We start from the raw sequence: 18,896 nt of genomic DNA, 5'->3' as shown, positions 1-18,896 counted from the left end.
TCAGTTGGTAGTAGCGCATGACTGTTAATCATGATGTCGTAGGTTCGAGTCCTACTGGCGGAGCTAAACTAGCATCCTAAGGGATGCTTTTTTTTGTATAAAATAAGAGCCCCTTCCAACTTAAGGGGCTCTTTATGATGCAAATTTACTGATTTTTTGAGGATTGAGATTTATTTCGAATAGCATTGTAGCAAGCGAAGGAAATAATTCCGAGTAGGAAAGCGATGGTTCCTTCTTTTAACCCATGTGGAACGAAATGTAGAACAACTTGTCCTTTTCCTTTAGGGACATCAACAGCCATAAATCCTTTTTGAGCCCTTCGAATAGGGACAGGTTGATTATTGATCGTCGCTGTCCACCCTTTATCATAAGGAAGGGTGAAAAAGAGACTTGTATGGTGGTCTGCTGAAAAATCTGCAGTAACGGTATTTCCTTTGGTTTGCACATGAACTTCTTGTTGGTGCAACCTTTCAAAGGCTTCCTGGTAGGCTTGAAGGTTCAAAGCAAAAAATTCTGGAGTTTGGAAGGTTACTGTAGAATTTTCAGGGAAGGCAATTCGAACCTTAACAGTTTCTCCTGCTGTAAAGTGACCAATGGTGAAGAATGGAAATACATTGTCTGTTGTATAGCGGTTGACTTGGCCATTCGTAATGATCTCCACATCGGTATAATCTTCATTCTCAAATTCTAAAGAAGGAAGGTTTACATAAAGTTGACTATCGTTTTGAACATAGAGCTCATATTCGATACTGGCATAAGTCAGAAAACTATCTGCTTCAACTTTGGCCTTTTGAGGTCCTTGAGAAGGATCGTCTGCACCAGTTTTCAGTGGATGTAATCGCTGATAGTAAGTCAACGATTGACCCGTTAGATGATTGAGAAAGTTCTTTTGGTTATCTAAGGTTAGATTAGAAAATGGGATATCCTTGTAGGGACTTGCGGTTAGAAATGCTAGTGAAAGAGCTTTTTCATTTTGATACAAGGTCTGATTTCCTTGCGTTTCCAATTTATGAAAAGCAAACTTTTGGGGATTCCTATCTGAAATATTGTATTTGATCCCGAACAGACTATCCATTAGTAATGTATTGTTTTGATAGCGCAAGTTCAAGTTGGTTCCATCTGATTTAAAACCGAGTTTGTCTAGGGTCGAACTGGTATCTGTATTTCTGACAGATGAAAACTGGGAGATCCCTCTAAAATTATATTTCATACTATCATTACCTGTTTGAGATTGGAGAATCTCTGTTCGGTAAAAATTTTGATCATCCTGTAAACTTGATGTCAATTTATCAATTGCTGGAATCTTTCCTTGGTAAGAAGAACGAGCTGCAAATACCCATTCATTTGCAATCCCATCGATCTGATAATAGCTGTTTATACTAATTTCAAACAAACAGAAGAAGAGAATAACAGCAGAAAAAATTGGATAAGAAAGTTTACGAACTGTAAAGGCAAGTGTCACAGTAAAGAATACAAGAAGGAATTCTAGTGTCAAGACAAAATGACTGCTTGTTAAGAAAGAATAATGCTTGCGATAGAGAAAGGTGAGGATAAATCCAATGCTAACTAAACTGAAAGTTAGGCAGAGTCGTTGCCAATTGATTTCTTTTAACCGATTTAGTGCTTCTGCCGCCATGAACAAAATAGTCAATGAAAAAAGCCAGGCATAACGGTGAAGAAACATATTAGGAGCATGCATACCTTGCCAGAATAAATCCAGAGCTTGTAAATAGAAACTTGCAATAAGAATGACTAATAAAGTCAAATAAGCTAGTTTCACGTGAAACCGAATCGATTTGACAAAGAAAAATAGAAAGGCAAGTAAGAATGGAAATAGACCAACATAGATCATAGGGATAGCCCCATATTTTGTTGTATCAAAACTACCAATTAAATTCTTTGCAAAAACGTCTAAGTACCAACTATTTTCTGTAAAGGTTCTTGTAATCTTTGTAAAGTTTTCCCCATGAGTTCGTAAATCCAATATGGTGGGGTAAATCATGATCAAGCTAGTGACCCCTGCTAAAATTGACACAATTGTAAAGTCAAAGAAAGAAGATCTTCTTTCTTTAAAGTCCCAGGAAAGCTGAGTAAAAAACCATAAAGTCAAGAAGAGAGCCATCATAAATCCAAAATAATAATTTTGGATAAAGAGGATGGTCAGACTTGTAAAGTATAGAACGCGCTTCTTTTGAGTCATTAAACGGTGTAAACCTAAGAGAATGAGCGGAGCCAAAATGAAGACATCGAGCCAGGTTTTGATTTCAATCTGACTGATGGAGAAGCTCATTAACGCAAACAAAGTTGACAGTGAAAGAATCAATAATTGTTGCAGTTTAGGATAGATTTCCTTAATGGAATAATAAGTTGACAACCCAATCAAGCCTATTTTTATTAGTGTAAAGAGATAGACGGAATCAACCATGGATAAACTGTCAAAGAAGAAGACAAAGGGAGATAGAAAACTTCCTAAGTAATAGCTGGAAAGAGCGTAGAAATTTAAGCCGAGCCCACTTGTAAAGCTGTAAAGGAGGCTGTCGGTCCCGTGCAAAATATTTCGTAAAGTAACGTCGAAAATAACGTATTGATGAAAGCCATCACCTAATAAAGGAGAAGTTTCACTCCCCCAATAAATACCCTGACTGAGGTAGACGAAAAATAAGATTGTAAAGGGAAGTAAAAAAGCTGTAAAGTAAACAATGATGGGGTGTGATAGATATTTTTTAAATTTCATATAGTCTATTGAAATACCCTGAAACAAAGGTTCCAGGGTTTTTGATTTTTTGGAGCGATTTCTTAGTCTTTCCAAAGTTCTTTAACTTTTGCTTGAACTTCTTGGTTTTCTAAGAATTCATCATAGGTTTCATCAATCCGGTCAATGACACCATTTTTTGAAAGAACAATGATATGGTTGGCAAGAGTTTGAATAAACTCATGGTCGTGACTGGCAAAGATGATTGATTCTTTGAAGTTTTTCAATCCATCGTTCAAGCTTGAAATAGATTCCAAATCCAAGTGATTTGTAGGATCGTCAAGTACAAGAACATTTGATTTCAAAAGCATGAGTTTTGAAAGCATCACGCGCACTTTTTCTCCCCCTGACAAGACGTTGACAGGCTTGTTAACCTCGTCTCCAGAAAAGAGCATGCGTCCGAGGAAACCACGAAGGAAGGTATTATCATCTTCTTCTTTACTTGCGAATTGACGGAGCCAGTCAAGAATTGACTCGCCACCTGCAAAGTCAGCTGAATTGTCTTTTGGTAAGTAAGAGCGACTCGTTGTGACGCCCCACTTGACAGTTCCTTCATATTCGATTTCACCCATAATAGCGCGGATCAAGGCAGTTGTTTGGATGTCGTTTTGTCCGATAAGAGCTGTCTTGTCACCTGGACGTAAGATGAAGCTGATGTTGTCAAGAATAGTTTCACCGTCAATCTTTACAGATAAGTTCTCTACTGTCAACAGATCATTCCCAATTTCTCGCTCCGCTTTAAAGCTGATAAATGGGTATTTTCGGCTAGATGGGACAATTTCTTCTAACTGAATCTTGTCAAGCATCTTTTTACGTGACGTTGCCTGTTTTGATTTTGACGCATTGGCAGAGAAACGAGCCACAAATTCTTGTAGTTGTTTGATTTTTTCTTCTGCTTTGGCATTCCGGTCTGCTAACAATTTGGCAGCCAGTTCAGATGATTCTTTCCAGAAATCATAGTTACCAACATAGAGTTTGATTTTTCCAAAGTCTAGGTCGGCCATGTGGGTACATACTTTATTCAAGAAGTGACGGTCGTGGGATACAACGATAACGGTATTCTCGAAATCAATCAAGAAATCTTCTAACCAGGTAATAGATTGAATATCAAGACCGTTGGTCGGCTCGTCCAAAAGAAGGACGTCTGGTTTACCAAAGAGAGCTTTGGCTAGGAGGACTTTCACTTTATCTCCATTTGCTAGTTCACTCATATTTTGGTAGTGGAGCTCTTCTGGAATATTCAGATTTTGGAGGAGTTGTGAAGCTTCACTTTCCGCTTCCCAACCACCTAGTTCAGCAAATTCTCCTTCGAGTTCTGCTGCACGGACACCGTCTTCATCTGAAAAATCTTCCTTCATATAGATAGCATCTTTTTCCTTCATGATGCTATAAAGTTTTTCATTTCCCATGATAACGACATCAATGGCACGCTCATCTTCGTAGTCAAAGTGATTTTGACGAAGAACAGAAAGACGTTCGTCTGGTCCAAGAGAAATATGACCAGTTGTCGGTTCAATATCCCCAGCTAAGATTTTTAAAAAGGTTGATTTTCCAGCACCATTGGCTCCAATCAAACCATAGGTATTTCCTTCTGTAAATTTGATGTTGACATCATCAAAAAGTTTACGATCACTAAAACGTAGTGAGACGTCTGTAACTGTTAGCACGTATAGTTCTCCTCTTTTTCTGTCTATATAAGCCTATTTTACTAGAAAACGCTTGATTTTTCAATGAATACCCTTATGCGTTGGAGGAAGTCATTTAGTCTGTAGAAAAGGGTGAAGAACTTGACTTTCCTTTGATGTCATTATATAATGAAAAGCAATCAGAAGAGTAATCTGTATTCGTTTTTTAGAGAGCTTATGGTTGCTGAAAATAAGCAACGAAACAGAATGAAATGGACTGATGTTCAAATAGAATCTTAACCAATAGAGATTCGGCTAGCAGGCCTTATGTGCAACTCATTTGTGATGAGTCAGAGAGAACAGCATATGCTGTTCTAAGTGAGGTGGCACCGTGTCTCAGACGCCCTCGCATAGTTTTTGCTATGCGTGGGCTTTTATTTTGTACTTCAGGGAGGAAGAAAAATGACCAAGCCGATTATTTTAACTGGAGATCGCCCAACTGGGAAACTCCATATTGGACACTATGTCGGTTCGTTGAAGAATCGAGTTCTTATGCAAAATGAAGACAAGTACCAGATGTTTGTCTTTTTAGCCGATCAGCAAGCCCTAACGGATCATGCTAAAGATCCACAAACCATTGTTGAGTCTATTGGAAATGTTGCTCTAGATTATTTAGCAGCTGGTTTAGATCCAAAGAAATCAACTATTTTTATTCAAAGTCAAATCCCTGAGCTAGCGGAATTGACCATGTATTACATGAATTTGGTCTCTGTTTCACGTTTGGAACGAAACCCAACCGTTAAGACAGAAATTGCCCAAAAAGGATTCGGAGAGTCTATTCCATCTGGTTTCTTGGTTTATCCTGTTTCCCAAGCTGCAGATATTACCGCTTTTAAAGCCAATCTCGTGCCTGTTGGAACTGATCAAAAGCCCATGATTGAGCAAACTCGTGAAATTGTTCGTTCTTTTAATCATGCGTATCATTGCGATGTTTTGGTTGAACCGGAAGGAATTTTCCCAGAAAATGAGGCCGCGGGTCGTTTGCCTGGCTTGGATGGGAATGCTAAGATGTCTAAATCTCTTGGAAATGGTATTTATTTAGCCGATGATATGGACACCTTGAAGAAAAAGGTCATGAGTATGTATACAGATCCTGAGCATATTCGTGTCGAAGATCCAGGAAAAATTGAAGGAAATATGGTTTTCCATTATTTAGATGTGTTTGGAAAAGAAGAAGATCAAGCGACCATTCAAGAAATGAAAGACCATTACCAACGGGGTGGTTTAGGAGATGTTAAAACCAAACGCTATTTGTTAGAGATTCTTGAAAGAGAGTTGGGCCCTATTCGCGAACGTCGGATTGAATTTGCTAAAGATATGGGTCAAGTTTATGATATGCTTCAAAAAGGTAGTGAAGTAGCCCGTTCGGTTGCAGCAGAAACGCTTGATCAAGTCAAATCTGCTATGGGATTAAACTATTTCAAGTAAGCTCTTGATATTGAGATGATTCAATAAAAAAATGATTCAAAAGAGGTTTTAATACCTCTTTTTGAAATATTGTACAAATGATTGACAAATTATCGTAGAATGGTATGATATTATCAATCAAAAAAGACGAGCTTGGCTCAAAAAGAAAGAAAAGAGGAAAATGGGAATGTCAAATTGGGACACTAAATTTTTGAAAAAAGGTTATACCTTCGATGATGTATTGCTCATTCCAGCTGAAAGTCATGTATTACCAAACGATGCAGATCTTCGTACAAAATTGGCGGATAACCTTGTGTTGAATATCCCAATCATCACAGCTGCGATGGATACAGTCACTGAAAGCCAAATGGCTATTGCCATTGCCCGTGCTGGAGGACTTGGGGTTATTCACAAAAATATGTCCATTGCCCAACAAGCAGATGAAGTTCGTAAAGTAAAACGCTCTGAAAACGGCGTTATCATTGACCCATTTTTCTTAACACCTGAACATACCATTGCTGAGGCAGACGAACTTATGGGACGGTACCGTATCAGTGGTGTTCCTGTGGTTGAAACCTTGGAAAATCGTAAACTAGTTGGGATTTTGACCAACCGTGATTTACGTTTTATTTCTGATTATGATCAACCAATTTCAAATCATATGACTAGTGAAAATCTAGTAACTGCACCAGTCGGTACTGATTTAGAGACCGCTGAACGGATTCTCCAAGAACACCGTATTGAAAAATTACCATTGGTGGATGAAAATGGTCGTTTGTCAGGTTTGATTACCATTAAGGATATCGAAAAAGTTATTGAGTTTCCAAATGCAGCGAAAGACGAATTTGGTCGTCTTTTAGTAGCAGGTGCTGTCGGAGTTACATCTGACACTTTTGAGCGTGCGGAAGCATTGTTTGAAGCTGGTGCGGATGCTATTGTCATCGATACAGCCCATGGTCATTCTGCAGGTGTTCTTCGTAAAATCGCTGAAATTCGCGCTCATTTCCCAGATCGCACCTTGATTGCAGGTAATATTGCTACAGCTGAGGGAGCGCGTGCTCTCTATGATGCAGGTGTTGACGTGGTTAAGGTAGGGATTGGGCCTGGTTCAATCTGTACAACTCGTGTGATTGCTGGTGTCGGAGTTCCTCAAGTTACAGCGATTTATGATGCAGCTGCTGTTGCGCGTGAATATGGAAAAACAATCATTGCTGACGGTGGGATCAAGTATTCTGGAGATATTGTAAAAGCCCTTGCAGCTGGTGGTCACGCAGTCATGCTTGGATCAATGTTTGCAGGAACAGATGAAGCACCAGGTGAAACTGAAATCTTCCAAGGACGTAAGTTCAAGACTTATCGTGGTATGGGATCTATTGCAGCAATGAAGAAAGGTTCAAGCGACCGCTACTTCCAAGGTTCTGTTAATGAAGCCAACAAATTGGTTCCAGAAGGAATCGAAGGTCGGGTTGCTTATAAGGGTTCAGCAGCCGATATCGTCTTCCAAATGATTGGTGGTATCCGTTCTGGTATGGGCTATGTTGGAGCTGCCAACCTTCAAGAATTGCATGAAAATGCACAATTTGTTGAAATGTCTGGGGCAGGGTTGAAAGAAAGCCACCCACACGATGTCCAAATTACCAATGAAGCACCAAACTACTCTGTTCAATAAAAAAATAAAAGTGTGAAATCATAAGATTTCACACTTTTATTATGTCAAAAAGTTGTCAATCAAAATTGACAACCTCGTTAATTATTCGTCAACGTGACCTGAGTGAATATTAAAGATTTTTAAGTCTTCAGGCAAGTCTTTTAGGTGATCTAAGGTAGTAGTTGTGATAAATGTTTGGATGTCACGAGAGATAACTTCTAGTAAATGTAGTTGACGATTGTTGTCAAGTTCACTCATAACATCGTCTAAGAGTAAAATCGGCTTTTCATTCGTCAGTGATTCAATTAATGAAATCTCTGCCAATTTTAAGGAAAGAACAACACTGCGGTGCTGCCCTTGGCTACCAAAAGTCGCATTCATATCATTGATGTAAAAGCTAATGTCATCTCGGTGAGGACCAACACTGGTTGTTTTTTTGATGAGATCTTTTGTCCGATTTTCTCGAAGCAAGGTGATAAAGGTTTGGCGAAGTGTCTCCTCATCTTGAAAAGGAATGGAGGAATCATACCGAATAGATAGTTTTTCAGTTTGATTGGAAATTTCAAAATGTTTCTCTTGCCCAAAGTCTTCTAATTTTTTAAGAAAATCTTTCCGATGGATGCAGACTCGGCTACCATAATCTGCTAATTGCTCATCCAAAACATCTAAAAAGGTTGGGTCTACTGTGTTGGCTGTTTTTAAGTAACTGTTTCGCTGCTTTAAAACATGATGGTAAGCTGTTAAATCCGATAGATAGACAGGTTTCATCTGGCCTAAATCAATATCAATAAACTTGCGGCGAAGAGCGGGTGAGCCTTTAACAAGTTGTAAATCCTCTGGAGCAAAGAGAACCACATTCATGTTACCGATATAGGTTGATAACTTGCTTTGTTTTAAGTGGTTTACTTTAGTGACTCGTCCTTTTGAGGATAAGGAAATTTCTAAAGGGATTGAGCCGGTCTTTTTTTCTAGGACCCCTGAAACAGTAAATTGTTCCTCTTGAAAATGAATTAGATCTTTATCGGAACGGGTCCGATGGCTGCGGGTCAAGGCTAAAAAGTAGATGGATTCGAGGAGATTGGTTTTTCCTTGAGCATTTTGGCCTAAGAAAATATTCAAACCAGAGTGGAATTGAAGATCTACTTCTTTATAATTTCGAAATTTCTGAATGTGTATGGATTTAAGCCACATATTATGTTCCTGGGAAACGAACAGGCTTCCGCTTATTCTCTTCTTTTTTAGGTTTAGAATCTTTTTTTTGTTTTTGTTCTTTGTTTAATTTCTTCACTAATTGAGCAACGCGTTCTTTTTCCAGCTTGTCCGCTTGATAGTCTTCAATCTCTTCTGGACTAGGTTCTGTCAGTGTTATGACTTCCTTCTCACCAATTACTTCGATTGTATCTCCGACTCGTAACTTACGTCCTCTTCTGGTTTCCACTTCTCCATTGACCTCTACTTGATTTTCGTGTAAAAAGGCTTTGATAGCTCCACCGCTTTGAATGATTCCCAGTTCTTTAAATAGGGCTTGTAGTGTGATAAATTCATCAAAAAGTTTATAGTTCATAGTTCACCTCAATGATAGTTATTATACCACAAAAGGATGAAAAACCTAAAATAGGGCGAGTCAGTGTAAACGTTTTTTAATCTGTCTGGGAAAGATTTTACTGGGATTTCATGATATAATGAAGAGTAATATTTGTTAGAACGAGGATGACGATGGAATTAGTTACTGGTGTTCGAATCCATTTTATGAAATCAGAAAAATTTAAGACCAATGAGATAAAAGTGCGGTTCTCGGCCCCTCTTTCTGAAGAAACAATAGCAGGACGAGTTCTAGCCTCACGCATGATCGAAACAGCCAATCAACTTTACCCAACTTCACAGCAATTTAGAGAGCAGTTGGCGAACTTGTATGGAGCAAATTTTTCTACTTCTGTTTCAAAACGCGGTCAAATGCACTACATTGATATTAATTTATCTTATGTCCGTGATGCTTTTTTGAGCAAGAAAAATGTCTTGACAGATCAGATGTTGGATTTATTAAAGGTATCTCTGAATGCTCCTCTTGCAGAAAATGGGTGCTTTCATTCAGAAACTTTTTCAGTAGAGAAAAAGAATCTTGTTACAGAACTAGAAGCAGAAATTGAAAATCATTTTTATTATGCCCACCAACAATTGAATCGTTTGTTTTATGATCAAGCTGATATGAAACTAAGCAAGTATGGAAGTGTCCAGCAGATTCAGTATGAGGATGAAGGGTCAGCTTATCAAGCATTTCAAGAAATGCTTCAAACAAATCTGATTGACTTTTTCTTTATGGGTGATTTCAATGAACTAGCGGTCATTGAAAAGATTAGTGAATTTGGTTTACAACCTCGTAAATCTCATGTCAACCTTTTTTATACCCAATCTTTTTCAAATGTTGTCAGAGAAGGACTTGAGCAAAGAGAAACTCATCAATCTATTTTAGAGTTAGGTTATCATTTTCCTGTTCAGTATGGAGAAAAAGAGCATTTTGCTTTGATTGTTCTAAATGGTTTACTGGGGGCTTTCTCTCACTCAAAATTGTTTACAGTCATTCGAGAAAAAGAAGGATTGGCTTATACGATCTCTAGCCATTTTGATATTTTTTCTCATTTTATGCGGATCTATGCAGGGATTGATCGGAAAAATAGAACCCGGACCATGACTCTGATGAGCCGTCAAGTGAGTGACTTGAAGAGAGGGAAGTTTACAAGTGAAGAGTTGCGCTTGACAAAAGAAATGATTATAAATGCTGCAAAATTGTCGCAGGATCGACCTGGCACCTTAATTGAAAGATCTTATTTACAATCTACTTTAGGAAAACAGTTCTTGTCAATTGATGATTGGATCCAAGCCATTCAACTGGTGACGAAAGAAGAAATTATGGCTGTTGCAAAATCGCTCAAATTACAAGCGGTCTATTTTATGGAAGGAAGAGAATGATAAAGAAAGATTTGGAGAAAATAGATTATCCAGCTGTTGGAGAATGTGTTTATCAGACAAGTCTCCAAAATGGATTGAAGTTATATTTAATTCCAAAGGCGGATTTTAATGAAAGCTATGCAATCATTTCTACTAAATTCGGTTCTGTTGACACAAGATTTACAGTGGATGGAGTAGAGGGAATAAAAGAATTTCCAGCAGGGATTGCACATTTTCTTGAACATAAATTATTTGAAGATCAAGACGGTCAAGATTATTTACAGCATTTTGTAAAGCTGGGAGCTGAAAGTAATGCCTTTACTAGCTTTACACAAACTAGCTATCTCTTTTCGACCACCTCGAATATCAATGAAAATCTGAGATTGTTACTGGAGATGACACAATCTCTTCATCTCTCAAAGGATTCTCTAAAGAAGGAACAATTGATTATTCAACAAGAAATCGAAATGTACCAAGATAGTCCTGACTACCAATTATTCTTTAGGGCGTTGGCAAATCTTTATCCAGATACACCCTTGGCCCAAGATATTGCAGGTACTGTATCTTCTCTCGCTCAAATTGATGAAGAAAGTTTACAGGAAAATTTCGATTATTTTTACCAACCATCCAATATGCATCTAGTGGTTGTCGGAAATTTTGATCTTGACAGTCTTGTTAACCTTGTTTCTGAATTTGAGATGAAGATTTCTTCAAGTCCTCTTCCTCATATCTCACCCGTGGACTTAAATCCAGTTGTTCAAAATGAGACAAGTCGGATGGAAGTTGCTTCACCGAAATTAGCAATTGGAATTCGTGGAAGAAATCAGATTCCTCCTCTTTACCAGTATCGCTATAAGATTATCCTCAAATTATTGTTTGCAATGATGTTTGGATGGACATCTAAACGATTTCAGTCACTTTATGAAGTTGGTAAACTTGACAACTCCTTGACACTAGAAATTGAAGTAGAGTCTTCGTTTCACTTTGTGATGTTAACGATGGACACTTCAGAACCTGTTAGTATATCCCATCAGTTCAGAACGGCCATTAAGAATTTTGAGAAAGATCCTGATGTGACTCAAGAGCATTTGGATACGATTAAAAGTGAAATGTTTGGAGATTTTCTACACGGTTTGAATTCCTTGGATTATATTGCGACTCAATTTAATCCAATTGAGACAGGTGAAAATCTATTTGATCTTCCAAAAATTTTACAGAGTATTTCTTTACAAGATGTTGTAAAGGTTGGGCGAGATTTTGTCAACGCTTGTGATATGACGGACTTTATCATTTTCCCTAAATAACGGGAAAAAAGTGGAATGATGTTTTTGTCGAATTAAAACGACGTCTATTTTGTCAAATAGATGTAAATGATCATGTAAACTAGTAAGGAGACTAGAATGAAAAAAGAAAATATCCCAAATGCCTTAACACTGATTCGAATTGTGTTTATTCCTATTTTTATTTTGATGCTAATATTTGGTAAAGGTTATGGTTGGCATGTAGCAGCAGCTATTGTCTTTGCAGTTGCTAGTATCACCGATTATTTGGACGGTTATTTAGCTCGTAAATGGAAAGTTGTTAGTAACTTTGGGAAATTTGCGGATCCCATGGCTGATAAGCTTCTTGTCATGTCTGCCTTTATCATGATGATTGAATTAAAGATGGTTCCAGCCTGGATTACAGCAGTTATTATTTGCCGTGAATTAGCCGTAACTGGCCTCCGTCTGTTATTGGTTGAAACAGGAGGAGTTGTTTTGCCAGCAGCTATGCCTGGAAAAATTAAAACCTTCTCACAAATGTTTGCCATTATTTTCCTTCTCTTCCATTGGGATTTATTGGGTCAAATTACGCTTTATGTTGCGCTAATCTTTACAGTCTACTCTGGATATGAATACTTTAAAGGCAGTGCCTACCTCTTTAAAGATACCTTTAGATAAATGAATAATATTATAGAAGTTCGAAATCTTACATTTAAATACCAAAAAACAGACGAGAACCATCAGTTAAATGATACATCGTTTCACGTGAAACATGGTGAATGGTTATCCATTATTGGACATAACGGAAGTGGTAAATCAACAGTGGTCCGCTTGATTGATGGCTTGTTGGAACCGGAATCTGGTCAAATCTATATTTCCGGAGATTTGTTAACTCCTGAAAATGTTTGGGATAAACGTAGTGAGATTGGCATGGTTTTCCAGAATCCAGATAACCAGTTTGTTGGAGCTACAGTTGAAGATGATGTGGCGTTTGGGTTGGAGAACCAAGGAATTCCAAGAGATGAAATGGTGCAACGAGTAGACGAAGCTTTGAAGATGGTCCGCATGGATGAGTTCAAAGATCGAGAACCCGCTAGATTATCCGGTGGACAAAAGCAACGAGTGGCCATTGCTGGAATTATTGCTTTACGACCTAAAATCATCATTTTAGATGAAGCAACCAGTATGTTGGATCCTGAAGGGCGTCTAGAACTAATTCGTACGGTTCGAGAAGTCAAAGAACGATATGGGTTAACCGTTATTTCTATTACCCATGATTTAGAGGAAGTTTCCCTAAGTGATCGGGTTATTCTCTTTGAAAAAGGAAAAGCGACCTTGGATCTGACTCCAAGAGAACTCTTTTCTCGAGATGATCTAGATGAAATTGGATTAGAAGAACCTTTCGCTAATCGATTGCGTAGCATGTTACATCAAAAAGGTTTTCCAGTTGGAGAAACCTATCAGACTGAAGGAGAGCTAGAGAAACTATTATGGGAATTGCTTTAAAACAGCTTAGTTATACCTATCAAGAAGGTACTCCTTTTGAAGGAGCGGCTCTTTTTGATGTGAATATAGAAATCCCAAGCGGTTCTTATACAGCTCTAATTGGGCATACTGGAAGTGGAAAATCAACCATCCTCCAATTATTAAATGGTTTGCTTTTGCCCAGTCGAGGGGAAGTGCAAATGAATGATATGCGCATTAGTTCTGAGTCTTCTCAAAAAGAGCTAAAGGATCTTCGGAAAAAAGTGGGTCTCGTCTTTCAATTTCCAGAAAGTCAACTATTTGCTGAGACTGTTGTAAAAGATGTCGCATTTGGGCCTCAAAATTTTGGAGTAGACCAAGAATCAGCTGAGAGCATTGCTAAGGAAAAATTACGCTTAGTCGGTCTTTCTGAAGAGTTGTTTGAACGGAGTCCCTTTGAATTGTCTGGAGGGCAAATGAGACGGGTCGCTATTGCAGGCATTTTAGCGATGGAACCTGAAATTTTGGTCTTGGACGAGCCGACAGCTGGTTTGGATCCGTCAGGTAGACGGGAATTAATGAAGCTATTTGCGTCACTTCATCAAGCTGGGATGACCATCGTTCTTGTGAGTCATTCTATGGAAGATGTGGCAGAATACGCAAATCTTGTTTATGTTTTGGAAAAAGGACGAATGGTGAGGTCTGGGCATCCAAGGGATGTATTTCAGGATGTAGAAGGATTAGAAAACATACAATTAGGTGTACCGAAAGTGACGAAATTTGCTTGGCGCTTGCGCCAAAAAGGACTATCTTTGCCAACTTTACCAATCACTTTACAGGAGTTTAAGGAGTTAATTGGACATGAATAGCATGATTTTAGGACGATATGTACCAGGTAATTCCATTCTCCATCGTATGGATCCAAGGGCAAAGTTACTAGGACTTTTCTTACTAATTATTATTTTGTTTTGGGCCAATAATGTGATGACGAATGCCCTGTTGTTTTTGTTGGCCTTTGCGTTGATTTTGAGTGCCAAGATCCCCTTCCGCTTTTTTATTAATGGCCTGAAATCGATGGTCTTTATCATTGCTTTCACCACACTCTTTCAGTTGTTTGCGACGACTGGCGGTAAGACATTATTTCAATTTTATTTTTTGACTGTAACGGATAAAGGACTTGCTCAAGCTGGTGTGATCTTTTGTCGTTTTATTCTCATTGTTGTATTTTCAACGATTTTAACACTGACAACAACGCCCTTAAGCTTAGCAGATGCCGTAGAAAAGTTGTTAACTCCATTTAAAATCATCAAAGTTCCTGCTCATGAAATTGGACTCATGTTGTCTATGAGCCTTCGTTTTGTCCCCACTCTAATGGATGATACGATTCGCATTATGAATGCACAGAGAGCTAGAGGGGTTGATTTTGGAGAAGGGAATCTCCTTCAGAAGATCCGCTCTTTTATACCGATTTTAATTCCCTTGTTTGCATCAAGTTTTAAACGTGCAGATGCTCTTGCAATTGCCATGGAGGCAAGAGGTTATAAAAGTGGAGAGGGAAGAAGCCGTTATAGGCAGTTAAAATGGCAATTTTTAGATAGTGTAGCTATTCTGTCTGTAGTAGCAGTTGGTGCTATCATTTTTTGGTTGAAATATTAGAATACCACCACTACATATAGGGGAATTTTTCTAAAAAAATGAAGAAAAACGCTATTTATAGCGTTTTTTGCATGAAAAATACATGATTTTGTAACCTTTGTAACATAAATTATAACTAACTGTAACATTTAATGTGTAAGATAGTATTATGTTCGAAAGGAGAATGTATTGATGAACACAAAAAAAGTCCAATGGACATTAACTTCTATTATCTCAGCTCTTTCACTTTTTGTTTCTGGTGTGGTAGTGAATGCTGAAACATATGAAGTAAAATATGGTGATACTTTATCAGAAATTGCGATTAAGAATAACACTACTATCGAAAAACTTGTTGAATTGAATCAAATCAGCAACCAAGATTTGATCCATGCAGGTCAAATTATTGAGTTGGGTGAACGTTCAAAATCATTGATTAATAAAGTAAATACTGCCACAGTAAGTCAAGAACCAGCAGCCGAAGCTTCTACAAATCAAGTAGTAGCAGAAACAACAACTACTGCCACTTATAATGTAGCACCTGTTGTTACGAATTCTGGAAATGGTATTGTACTTGCAAATGGGAATACTGCTGGAGAAGTTGGATCCTATGCAGCGGCTCGTATGGCTGAAATGACAGGAGTTCCTGCATCAACTTGGGAAGCCATTATTGCACGTGAATCAAATGGTCAAGTGAACGCAGCAAATCCATCTGGAGCTAGTGGTCTTTTCCAAACAATGCCAGGTTGGGGTTCAACTGCTACAGTTGATGATCAAATCCAAGCAGCTTATAATGCCTATTCAAACCAAGGGCTTTCAGCTTGGGGATACTAAAAAAGAGGTTAAACCCTCTTTTTATTTTGTTTCTTATCTTGACAAGTATTGGAAAGAGCTGTAAAGAAAATGACTTTGTTAGTCAACCTTAGTGAACCATGGATGATCTTACCCATACGTGATTTTATACATAAAAGAGGTTTACAAATTTGTAAACCTCTTTTATTAACTTAAATGAGTTAGTAAAGCTAGGGGGGAATCTACGATGGTATCGGGAGTTTCATCTTTTAATTGCTCTAGAGGTGCAAATCCCCAACTGACTGCAATTGTGTGAATACCAATGGTTTTTCCCCCAATAATATCAAATTTAGTATCCCCAACGATGCAAGCTTCCTCTTTTGGAATTTGATGGTCCACCAGTACACGCTGAATGATATCAGCTTTGTGCATAGATCCTGGGATAGAACCATAAATCTCTTCAAAGCAATCACTAATTCCTAGTGAATGGGCTATTTCGAGACTCACTTCCTGATTCTTAGAGGTGGTGATGAATAAGTGATAACCCAATTCCTTCAATTGCTGAAGGAGTTCTTTGATACCTGGGTAGAGATAGGTTTGTTGTTGGCCGATTTCTTTGTAATAGGTGCGATAGATTTCTACAGCTTTTGCGACCAGTTCTTTTGGGACATGTTTAGTAAACGTAACCTCGAGTGGAGGACCCATAAAGGTTCGAATAGTTTCTTTATCAGGTGCAGGAACTCCCAGCACCTTAAAAGTGTGTAGAAAGGTGGTCTCAATACCTTGGGAACTATCGACTAAAGTCCCATCCAAGTCGAAAAATATGTACTTCATAGATTAGTCTCCAAATATTTCTTGCTGTAGGTGTTTCCCAGTTGGAGTCGCTGCCAGACCACCTTCGGCCGTTTCTCTAAAGGCAGTTGGTAGGCTTGATCCGACCTGGTACATAGCATCGATGACTTCATCAACAGGGATTTTGGATTCAATTCCTGCCAGAGCCATATCTGCTGCAATATAGGCATAGCTTGCACCCATAGCATTTCGTTTGACACAAGGAACCTCTACCAGTCCTGCAACGGGATCACAAATTAAGCCTAGCATATTTTTAATGACGAAACAAATGGCTTGACTAGCTTGGTAGGGACTTCCTCCCGCTGCTAGAGTTAAAGCTGCTGCGCTCATAGCAGAGGCTGACCCAACCTCAGCTTGACAGCCTCCCTCGGCTCCTGAAATCGATGCATTGTTGGCAATAACCAGACCAAAGGCTCCTGCCGCCAATAAGAACTCTAATTGTTGGTGTTCATCTAACTGTAGTTTCTCGATGGCTGAAGTAAGAACAGCGGGTAAGCAACCGGCTGATCCAGCAGTGGGAGTAGCACAGACTAAGCCCATTTTTGCATTGTGTTCGTTGACAGCAATAGCATTTTTGGCTGCGGTTAGGACAGTATAGTCGGAGAGGGCTTTTCCAGATCGAATATAGCGATCCAATTTTGCAGCATCTCCTCCGGTCAAGCCACTTCTAGAAAGTTGGTCATTGAGTCCAAGATGAACGGATTCTTTCATGACCTCAAGGTTTCGTGTCATAAGAGTCAGAACTTCTTCGCGCTCGCGACCAGTTAGTTCAAACTCAGTTGCAATCATTAATTCTGCGACATTTCCTTCATAGTGGAGGGTCGCTTGCTCAACTAGTTCGGTAATGGAATAAAACATGGGGTCTCCTTATTGAAAGAAATTCACATTGTGTAAATGGGGAATTTGACGGATTAACTCAATAGCTTCGTCACAATTACGAGAATCCACTTCAATAATCATAATAGCCTTTTCACCGGCTTTTTCGCGGGTTACGTTCATTTGGGCGATATTGATATCATAGCGGGAAAGGGCTTCTGTCACATGGGCAATCATACCAGGAACGTCTTGGTGAACGATAATAATTGTTGGGGTGTTCATGTTTAGAGAAATTGCAAAGCCATTTAACTCGGTAACTTGTATGTTTCCCCCACCAATGGAAATTCCTGTGACGGAGATGGTTTTGTGTTCATTTTTCACCGTGATGGTCGTCGTATTTGGATGAGGCGCATTGCTCTCTTTTTGAATAGACCAGACGATTCGAATTCCTCTTTCATGAGCAATTTCAAGACTATTGGGGATTCTTGGATCATCTGTGTCCATCCCCAAAATACCAGCTACAAGGGCCAAGTCTGTCCCGTGGCCGCGATAGGTTTTGGCAAAGGAATTAAACAACTGAAATTCAACTTCTGTAGGATCCTCTCCAAAAATAGAAGAGACAATTTTTCCAATACGAACAGCTCCAGCAGTGTGGCTACTAGAAGGTCCAATCATAACCGGTCCAATAATATCAAATACGGATTGGAATTTAAGCGAATTCATCAGTCAGCTCCTTAGGGTTTCTTTTCTTTCATTATAACAAATCTAGGGCATGTTTTCTTCTATTTAAGAGGGAAATTTTGTTTTAAACTTAAAAGATACTTAAAACTAGTTTATTTGAGGTGTTTTTTATTCTTGCTAACATATTATTGAAACATTTGACGTGATTTCATAAATTTTCTGAAACATTTCTTCTGTAAGATAAAGAACATACAGAAAAGGAGTGTAAAACCATGAATAAAAAAATCTTTGTAAAACGTGTAATCGGACTGAGCTTATTATCTGGAATGTTTATTCCCGTCCTTGCCAGTGCAGAATCTTACACTGTAAAGTCAGGTGATACCTTATCAGCTATTGCTAAAGAGAAGAATACAACGGTTGATGCGATTGCTAAGAAAAATAAGATTAGCAATGTTAACCTCATTACAGTTGGTCAAGTTTTAGAGATTGAAGATGAGAAGGCAACAACTAATACTACAGAGCAAGCTACCACTAGTAAAGCAACAACTACGGTATCTGCTTCAGATGGCTTGAGTGCCGAAGATGCAGCGGCTAAAGAATGGATTGCCCAGAAGGAATCAAGTGGCAGTTACACAGCACAAAATGGCCAATATTATGGTCGTTACCAGTTATCCCTTTCTTATTTAAACGGCGACTTGTCACCAGAAAACCAGGAAAAAGTAGCCAATCAATATGTTGTAAACCGATATGGATCATGGTCGGCGGCTAAAAACTTCTGGCTGGCCAATGGCTGGTATTAAAGTAAATGAAAGAGTTCAGCAAATGGACTCTTTTTTGATTTACAGACTTGTAAACATATAGATACAATAGCCAATAAGAAGAATGGCAAGATGCTTGTTTTCTACTATAAAGCGTGTTACAATTGATAATGCTCAAAACGACCTTCAATCGTTGAAGCA

Annotated in this window: 17 protein-coding genes and 1 other annotated feature; of the genes, 10 read left to right on the top strand and 7 right to left on the bottom strand. The window is 38.6% G+C overall.

Annotated elements, in window-relative coordinates; all coding sequences use genetic code 11:
- Nucleotides 1-145: 145 nt before the first annotated feature.
- Nucleotides 146-2,734, bottom strand: a complete 2,589-nt coding sequence (locus ADH49_RS06810) for a YfhO family protein (protein WP_048691009.1) — start codon at nucleotides 2,732-2,734, stop codon at nucleotides 146-148.
- 62 nt (nucleotides 2,735-2,796) lie between these two features.
- Complete coding sequence (locus tag ADH49_RS06805) at nucleotides 2,797-4,419, bottom strand: ATP-binding cassette domain-containing protein (RefSeq protein WP_006595336.1); 1,623 nt, start codon at nucleotides 4,417-4,419, stop codon at nucleotides 2,797-2,799.
- A gap of 143 nt (nucleotides 4,420-4,562) precedes the next feature.
- Nucleotides 4,563-4,788: a binding site (T-box leader), on the top strand.
- 51 nt (nucleotides 4,789-4,839) lie between these two features.
- Between ADH49_RS06805 and trpS the strand changes: the two genes are divergently transcribed.
- Together trpS and guaB are read left to right on the top strand one after the other, a co-directional pair.
- The gene (gene trpS / locus ADH49_RS06800) at nucleotides 4,840-5,865 is read left to right on the top strand and encodes a tryptophan--tRNA ligase (protein WP_048691007.1); all 1,026 of its coding nucleotides are present in this window, start codon (nucleotides 4,840-4,842) and stop codon (nucleotides 5,863-5,865) included.
- A gap of 166 nt (nucleotides 5,866-6,031) precedes the next feature.
- Entirely contained in the window at nucleotides 6,032-7,513 is a 1,482-nt protein-coding gene (gene guaB / locus ADH49_RS06795) for an IMP dehydrogenase (RefSeq protein ID WP_048691005.1), read from the top strand.
- Between the two features lie 81 nt (nucleotides 7,514-7,594).
- Here the strand turns inward: guaB and recF are convergent, their stop codons facing one another.
- Together recF and yaaA are read right to left on the bottom strand one after the other, a co-directional pair.
- Complete coding sequence (gene recF / locus ADH49_RS06790) at nucleotides 7,595-8,683, bottom strand: DNA replication/repair protein RecF (protein ID WP_048691003.1); 1,089 nt, start codon at nucleotides 8,681-8,683, stop codon at nucleotides 7,595-7,597.
- Nucleotide 8,684: 1 nt separating this feature from the next.
- Nucleotides 8,685-9,056 carry a S4 domain-containing protein YaaA gene (gene yaaA, locus ADH49_RS06785; RefSeq protein ID WP_048691002.1) on the bottom strand — a complete coding sequence of 124 codons (372 nt, stop codon included), beginning with the start codon at nucleotides 9,054-9,056 and terminating at the stop codon, nucleotides 8,685-8,687.
- Nucleotides 9,057-9,208: 152 nt separating this feature from the next.
- Between yaaA and yfmF the strand changes: the two genes are divergently transcribed.
- The 7 genes from yfmF to ADH49_RS06750 all read left to right on the top strand — a co-directional run bounded on the left by yfmF (nucleotide 9,209) and on the right by ADH49_RS06750 (nucleotide 15,630).
- Nucleotides 9,209-10,459 carry an EF-P 5-aminopentanol modification-associated protein YfmF gene (yfmF, locus tag ADH49_RS06780; RefSeq protein ID WP_048691001.1) on the top strand — a complete coding sequence of 417 codons (1,251 nt, stop codon included), beginning with the start codon at nucleotides 9,209-9,211 and terminating at the stop codon, nucleotides 10,457-10,459.
- Nucleotides 10,456-11,742, top strand: coding sequence for an EF-P 5-aminopentanol modification-associated protein YfmH (gene yfmH, locus ADH49_RS06775; protein ID WP_048690998.1), 1,287 nt, complete (start codon nucleotides 10,456-10,458; stop codon nucleotides 11,740-11,742). The genes yfmF and yfmH overlap by 4 nt, the downstream gene beginning before the upstream one ends.
- Before the next feature lie 96 nt (nucleotides 11,743-11,838).
- Nucleotides 11,839-12,378 carry a CDP-diacylglycerol--glycerol-3-phosphate 3-phosphatidyltransferase gene (gene pgsA, locus ADH49_RS06770; RefSeq protein ID WP_006595343.1) on the top strand — a complete coding sequence of 180 codons (540 nt, stop codon included), beginning with the start codon at nucleotides 11,839-11,841 and terminating at the stop codon, nucleotides 12,376-12,378.
- Nucleotides 12,379-13,206, top strand: a complete 828-nt coding sequence (locus ADH49_RS06765; RefSeq protein WP_048690997.1) for an energy-coupling factor ABC transporter ATP-binding protein — start codon at nucleotides 12,379-12,381, stop codon at nucleotides 13,204-13,206.
- On the top strand, nucleotides 13,191-14,033 hold the full coding sequence (locus ADH49_RS06760; protein ID WP_048690995.1) for an energy-coupling factor ABC transporter ATP-binding protein: 843 nt from the start codon (nucleotides 13,191-13,193) through the stop codon (nucleotides 14,031-14,033). The genes ADH49_RS06765 and ADH49_RS06760 overlap by 16 nt, the downstream gene beginning before the upstream one ends.
- Nucleotides 14,026-14,820 (top strand): energy-coupling factor transporter transmembrane component T family protein, encoded by a 795-nt coding sequence (locus ADH49_RS06755; protein ID WP_048690994.1) that lies wholly within the window; start codon nucleotides 14,026-14,028, stop codon nucleotides 14,818-14,820. Before ADH49_RS06760 ends, ADH49_RS06755 begins: the two co-directional genes overlap by 8 nt.
- A gap of 171 nt (nucleotides 14,821-14,991) precedes the next feature.
- Nucleotides 14,992-15,630: a LysM peptidoglycan-binding domain-containing protein gene (locus ADH49_RS06750; protein WP_048690992.1), complete on the top strand. Its 639-nt coding sequence runs from the start codon at nucleotides 14,992-14,994 to the stop codon at nucleotides 15,628-15,630.
- A 165-nt stretch (nucleotides 15,631-15,795) separates the two neighbouring features.
- On the opposite strand, the gene ADH49_RS06745 is transcribed toward ADH49_RS06750, so the two are convergent.
- From ADH49_RS06745 to sdaAB, 3 genes are read right to left on the bottom strand one after another with little or no spacing between them, the layout of a single operon-like run.
- Nucleotides 15,796-16,422, bottom strand: coding sequence for an HAD hydrolase-like protein (locus ADH49_RS06745; RefSeq protein WP_048690990.1), 627 nt, complete (start codon nucleotides 16,420-16,422; stop codon nucleotides 15,796-15,798).
- A gap of 3 nt (nucleotides 16,423-16,425) precedes the next feature.
- Nucleotides 16,426-17,298 (bottom strand): L-serine ammonia-lyase, iron-sulfur-dependent, subunit alpha, encoded by an 873-nt coding sequence (gene sdaAA / locus ADH49_RS06740; protein WP_048690988.1) that lies wholly within the window; start codon nucleotides 17,296-17,298, stop codon nucleotides 16,426-16,428.
- Nucleotides 17,299-17,307: 9 nt separating this feature from the next.
- Nucleotides 17,308-17,979 (bottom strand): L-serine ammonia-lyase, iron-sulfur-dependent subunit beta, encoded by a 672-nt coding sequence (gene sdaAB / locus ADH49_RS06735; protein ID WP_023024775.1) that lies wholly within the window; start codon nucleotides 17,977-17,979, stop codon nucleotides 17,308-17,310.
- Nucleotides 17,980-18,209: 230 nt separating this feature from the next.
- Here sdaAB and ADH49_RS06730 point away from each other — a divergent pair, with 230 nt between their 5' ends.
- Nucleotides 18,210-18,737 carry a LysM peptidoglycan-binding domain-containing protein gene (locus ADH49_RS06730; protein WP_048690986.1) on the top strand — a complete coding sequence of 176 codons (528 nt, stop codon included), beginning with the start codon at nucleotides 18,210-18,212 and terminating at the stop codon, nucleotides 18,735-18,737.
- Nucleotides 18,738-18,896 lie beyond the last annotated feature (159 nt).

It is taken from the genome of Streptococcus sp. 400_SSPC, from assembly GCF_001072745.1.
Lineage (GTDB): Bacteria > Bacillota > Bacilli > Lactobacillales > Streptococcaceae > Streptococcus > Streptococcus xiaochunlingii.
Note: the sequence above shows the minus strand (reverse complement) of the source record. Positions and strands in the feature narration are given on the sequence as shown.

Excerpts from the sequence above, each read along its gene's own strand:
- sdaAA (WP_048690988.1), bottom strand. The coding sequence starts at position 17,298 with ATGTTTTATTCCATTACCGAACTAGTTGAGCAAGCGACCCTCCACTAT.
- ADH49_RS06745 (WP_048690990.1), bottom strand. The coding sequence starts at position 16,422 with ATGAAGTACATATTTTTCGACTTGGATGGGACTTTAGTCGATAGTTCC.
- trpS (WP_048691007.1), top strand. The coding sequence starts at position 4,840 with ATGACCAAGCCGATTATTTTAACTGGAGATCGCCCAACTGGGAAACTC.
- ADH49_RS06730 (WP_048690986.1), top strand. The coding sequence starts at position 18,210 with ATGAATAAAAAAATCTTTGTAAAACGTGTAATCGGACTGAGCTTATTA.
- yaaA (WP_048691002.1), bottom strand. The coding sequence starts at position 9,056 with ATGAACTATAAACTTTTTGATGAATTTATCACACTACAAGCCCTATTT.
- yfmH (WP_048690998.1), top strand. The coding sequence starts at position 10,456 with ATGATAAAGAAAGATTTGGAGAAAATAGATTATCCAGCTGTTGGAGAA.
- guaB (WP_048691005.1), top strand. The coding sequence starts at position 6,032 with ATGTCAAATTGGGACACTAAATTTTTGAAAAAAGGTTATACCTTCGAT.
- ADH49_RS06755 (WP_048690994.1), top strand. The coding sequence starts at position 14,026 with ATGAATAGCATGATTTTAGGACGATATGTACCAGGTAATTCCATTCTC.
- ADH49_RS06810 (WP_048691009.1), bottom strand. The coding sequence starts at position 2,734 with ATGAAATTTAAAAAATATCTATCACACCCCATCATTGTTTACTTTACA.
- sdaAB (WP_023024775.1), bottom strand. The coding sequence starts at position 17,979 with ATGAATTCGCTTAAATTCCAATCCGTATTTGATATTATTGGACCGGTT.
- pgsA (WP_006595343.1), top strand. The coding sequence starts at position 11,839 with ATGAAAAAAGAAAATATCCCAAATGCCTTAACACTGATTCGAATTGTG.
- yfmF (WP_048691001.1), top strand. The coding sequence starts at position 9,209 with ATGGAATTAGTTACTGGTGTTCGAATCCATTTTATGAAATCAGAAAAA.
- recF (WP_048691003.1), bottom strand. The coding sequence starts at position 8,683 with ATGTGGCTTAAATCCATACACATTCAGAAATTTCGAAATTATAAAGAA.
- ADH49_RS06750 (WP_048690992.1), top strand. The coding sequence starts at position 14,992 with ATGAACACAAAAAAAGTCCAATGGACATTAACTTCTATTATCTCAGCT.
- ADH49_RS06760 (WP_048690995.1), top strand. The coding sequence starts at position 13,191 with ATGGGAATTGCTTTAAAACAGCTTAGTTATACCTATCAAGAAGGTACT.
- ADH49_RS06765 (WP_048690997.1), top strand. The coding sequence starts at position 12,379 with ATGAATAATATTATAGAAGTTCGAAATCTTACATTTAAATACCAAAAA.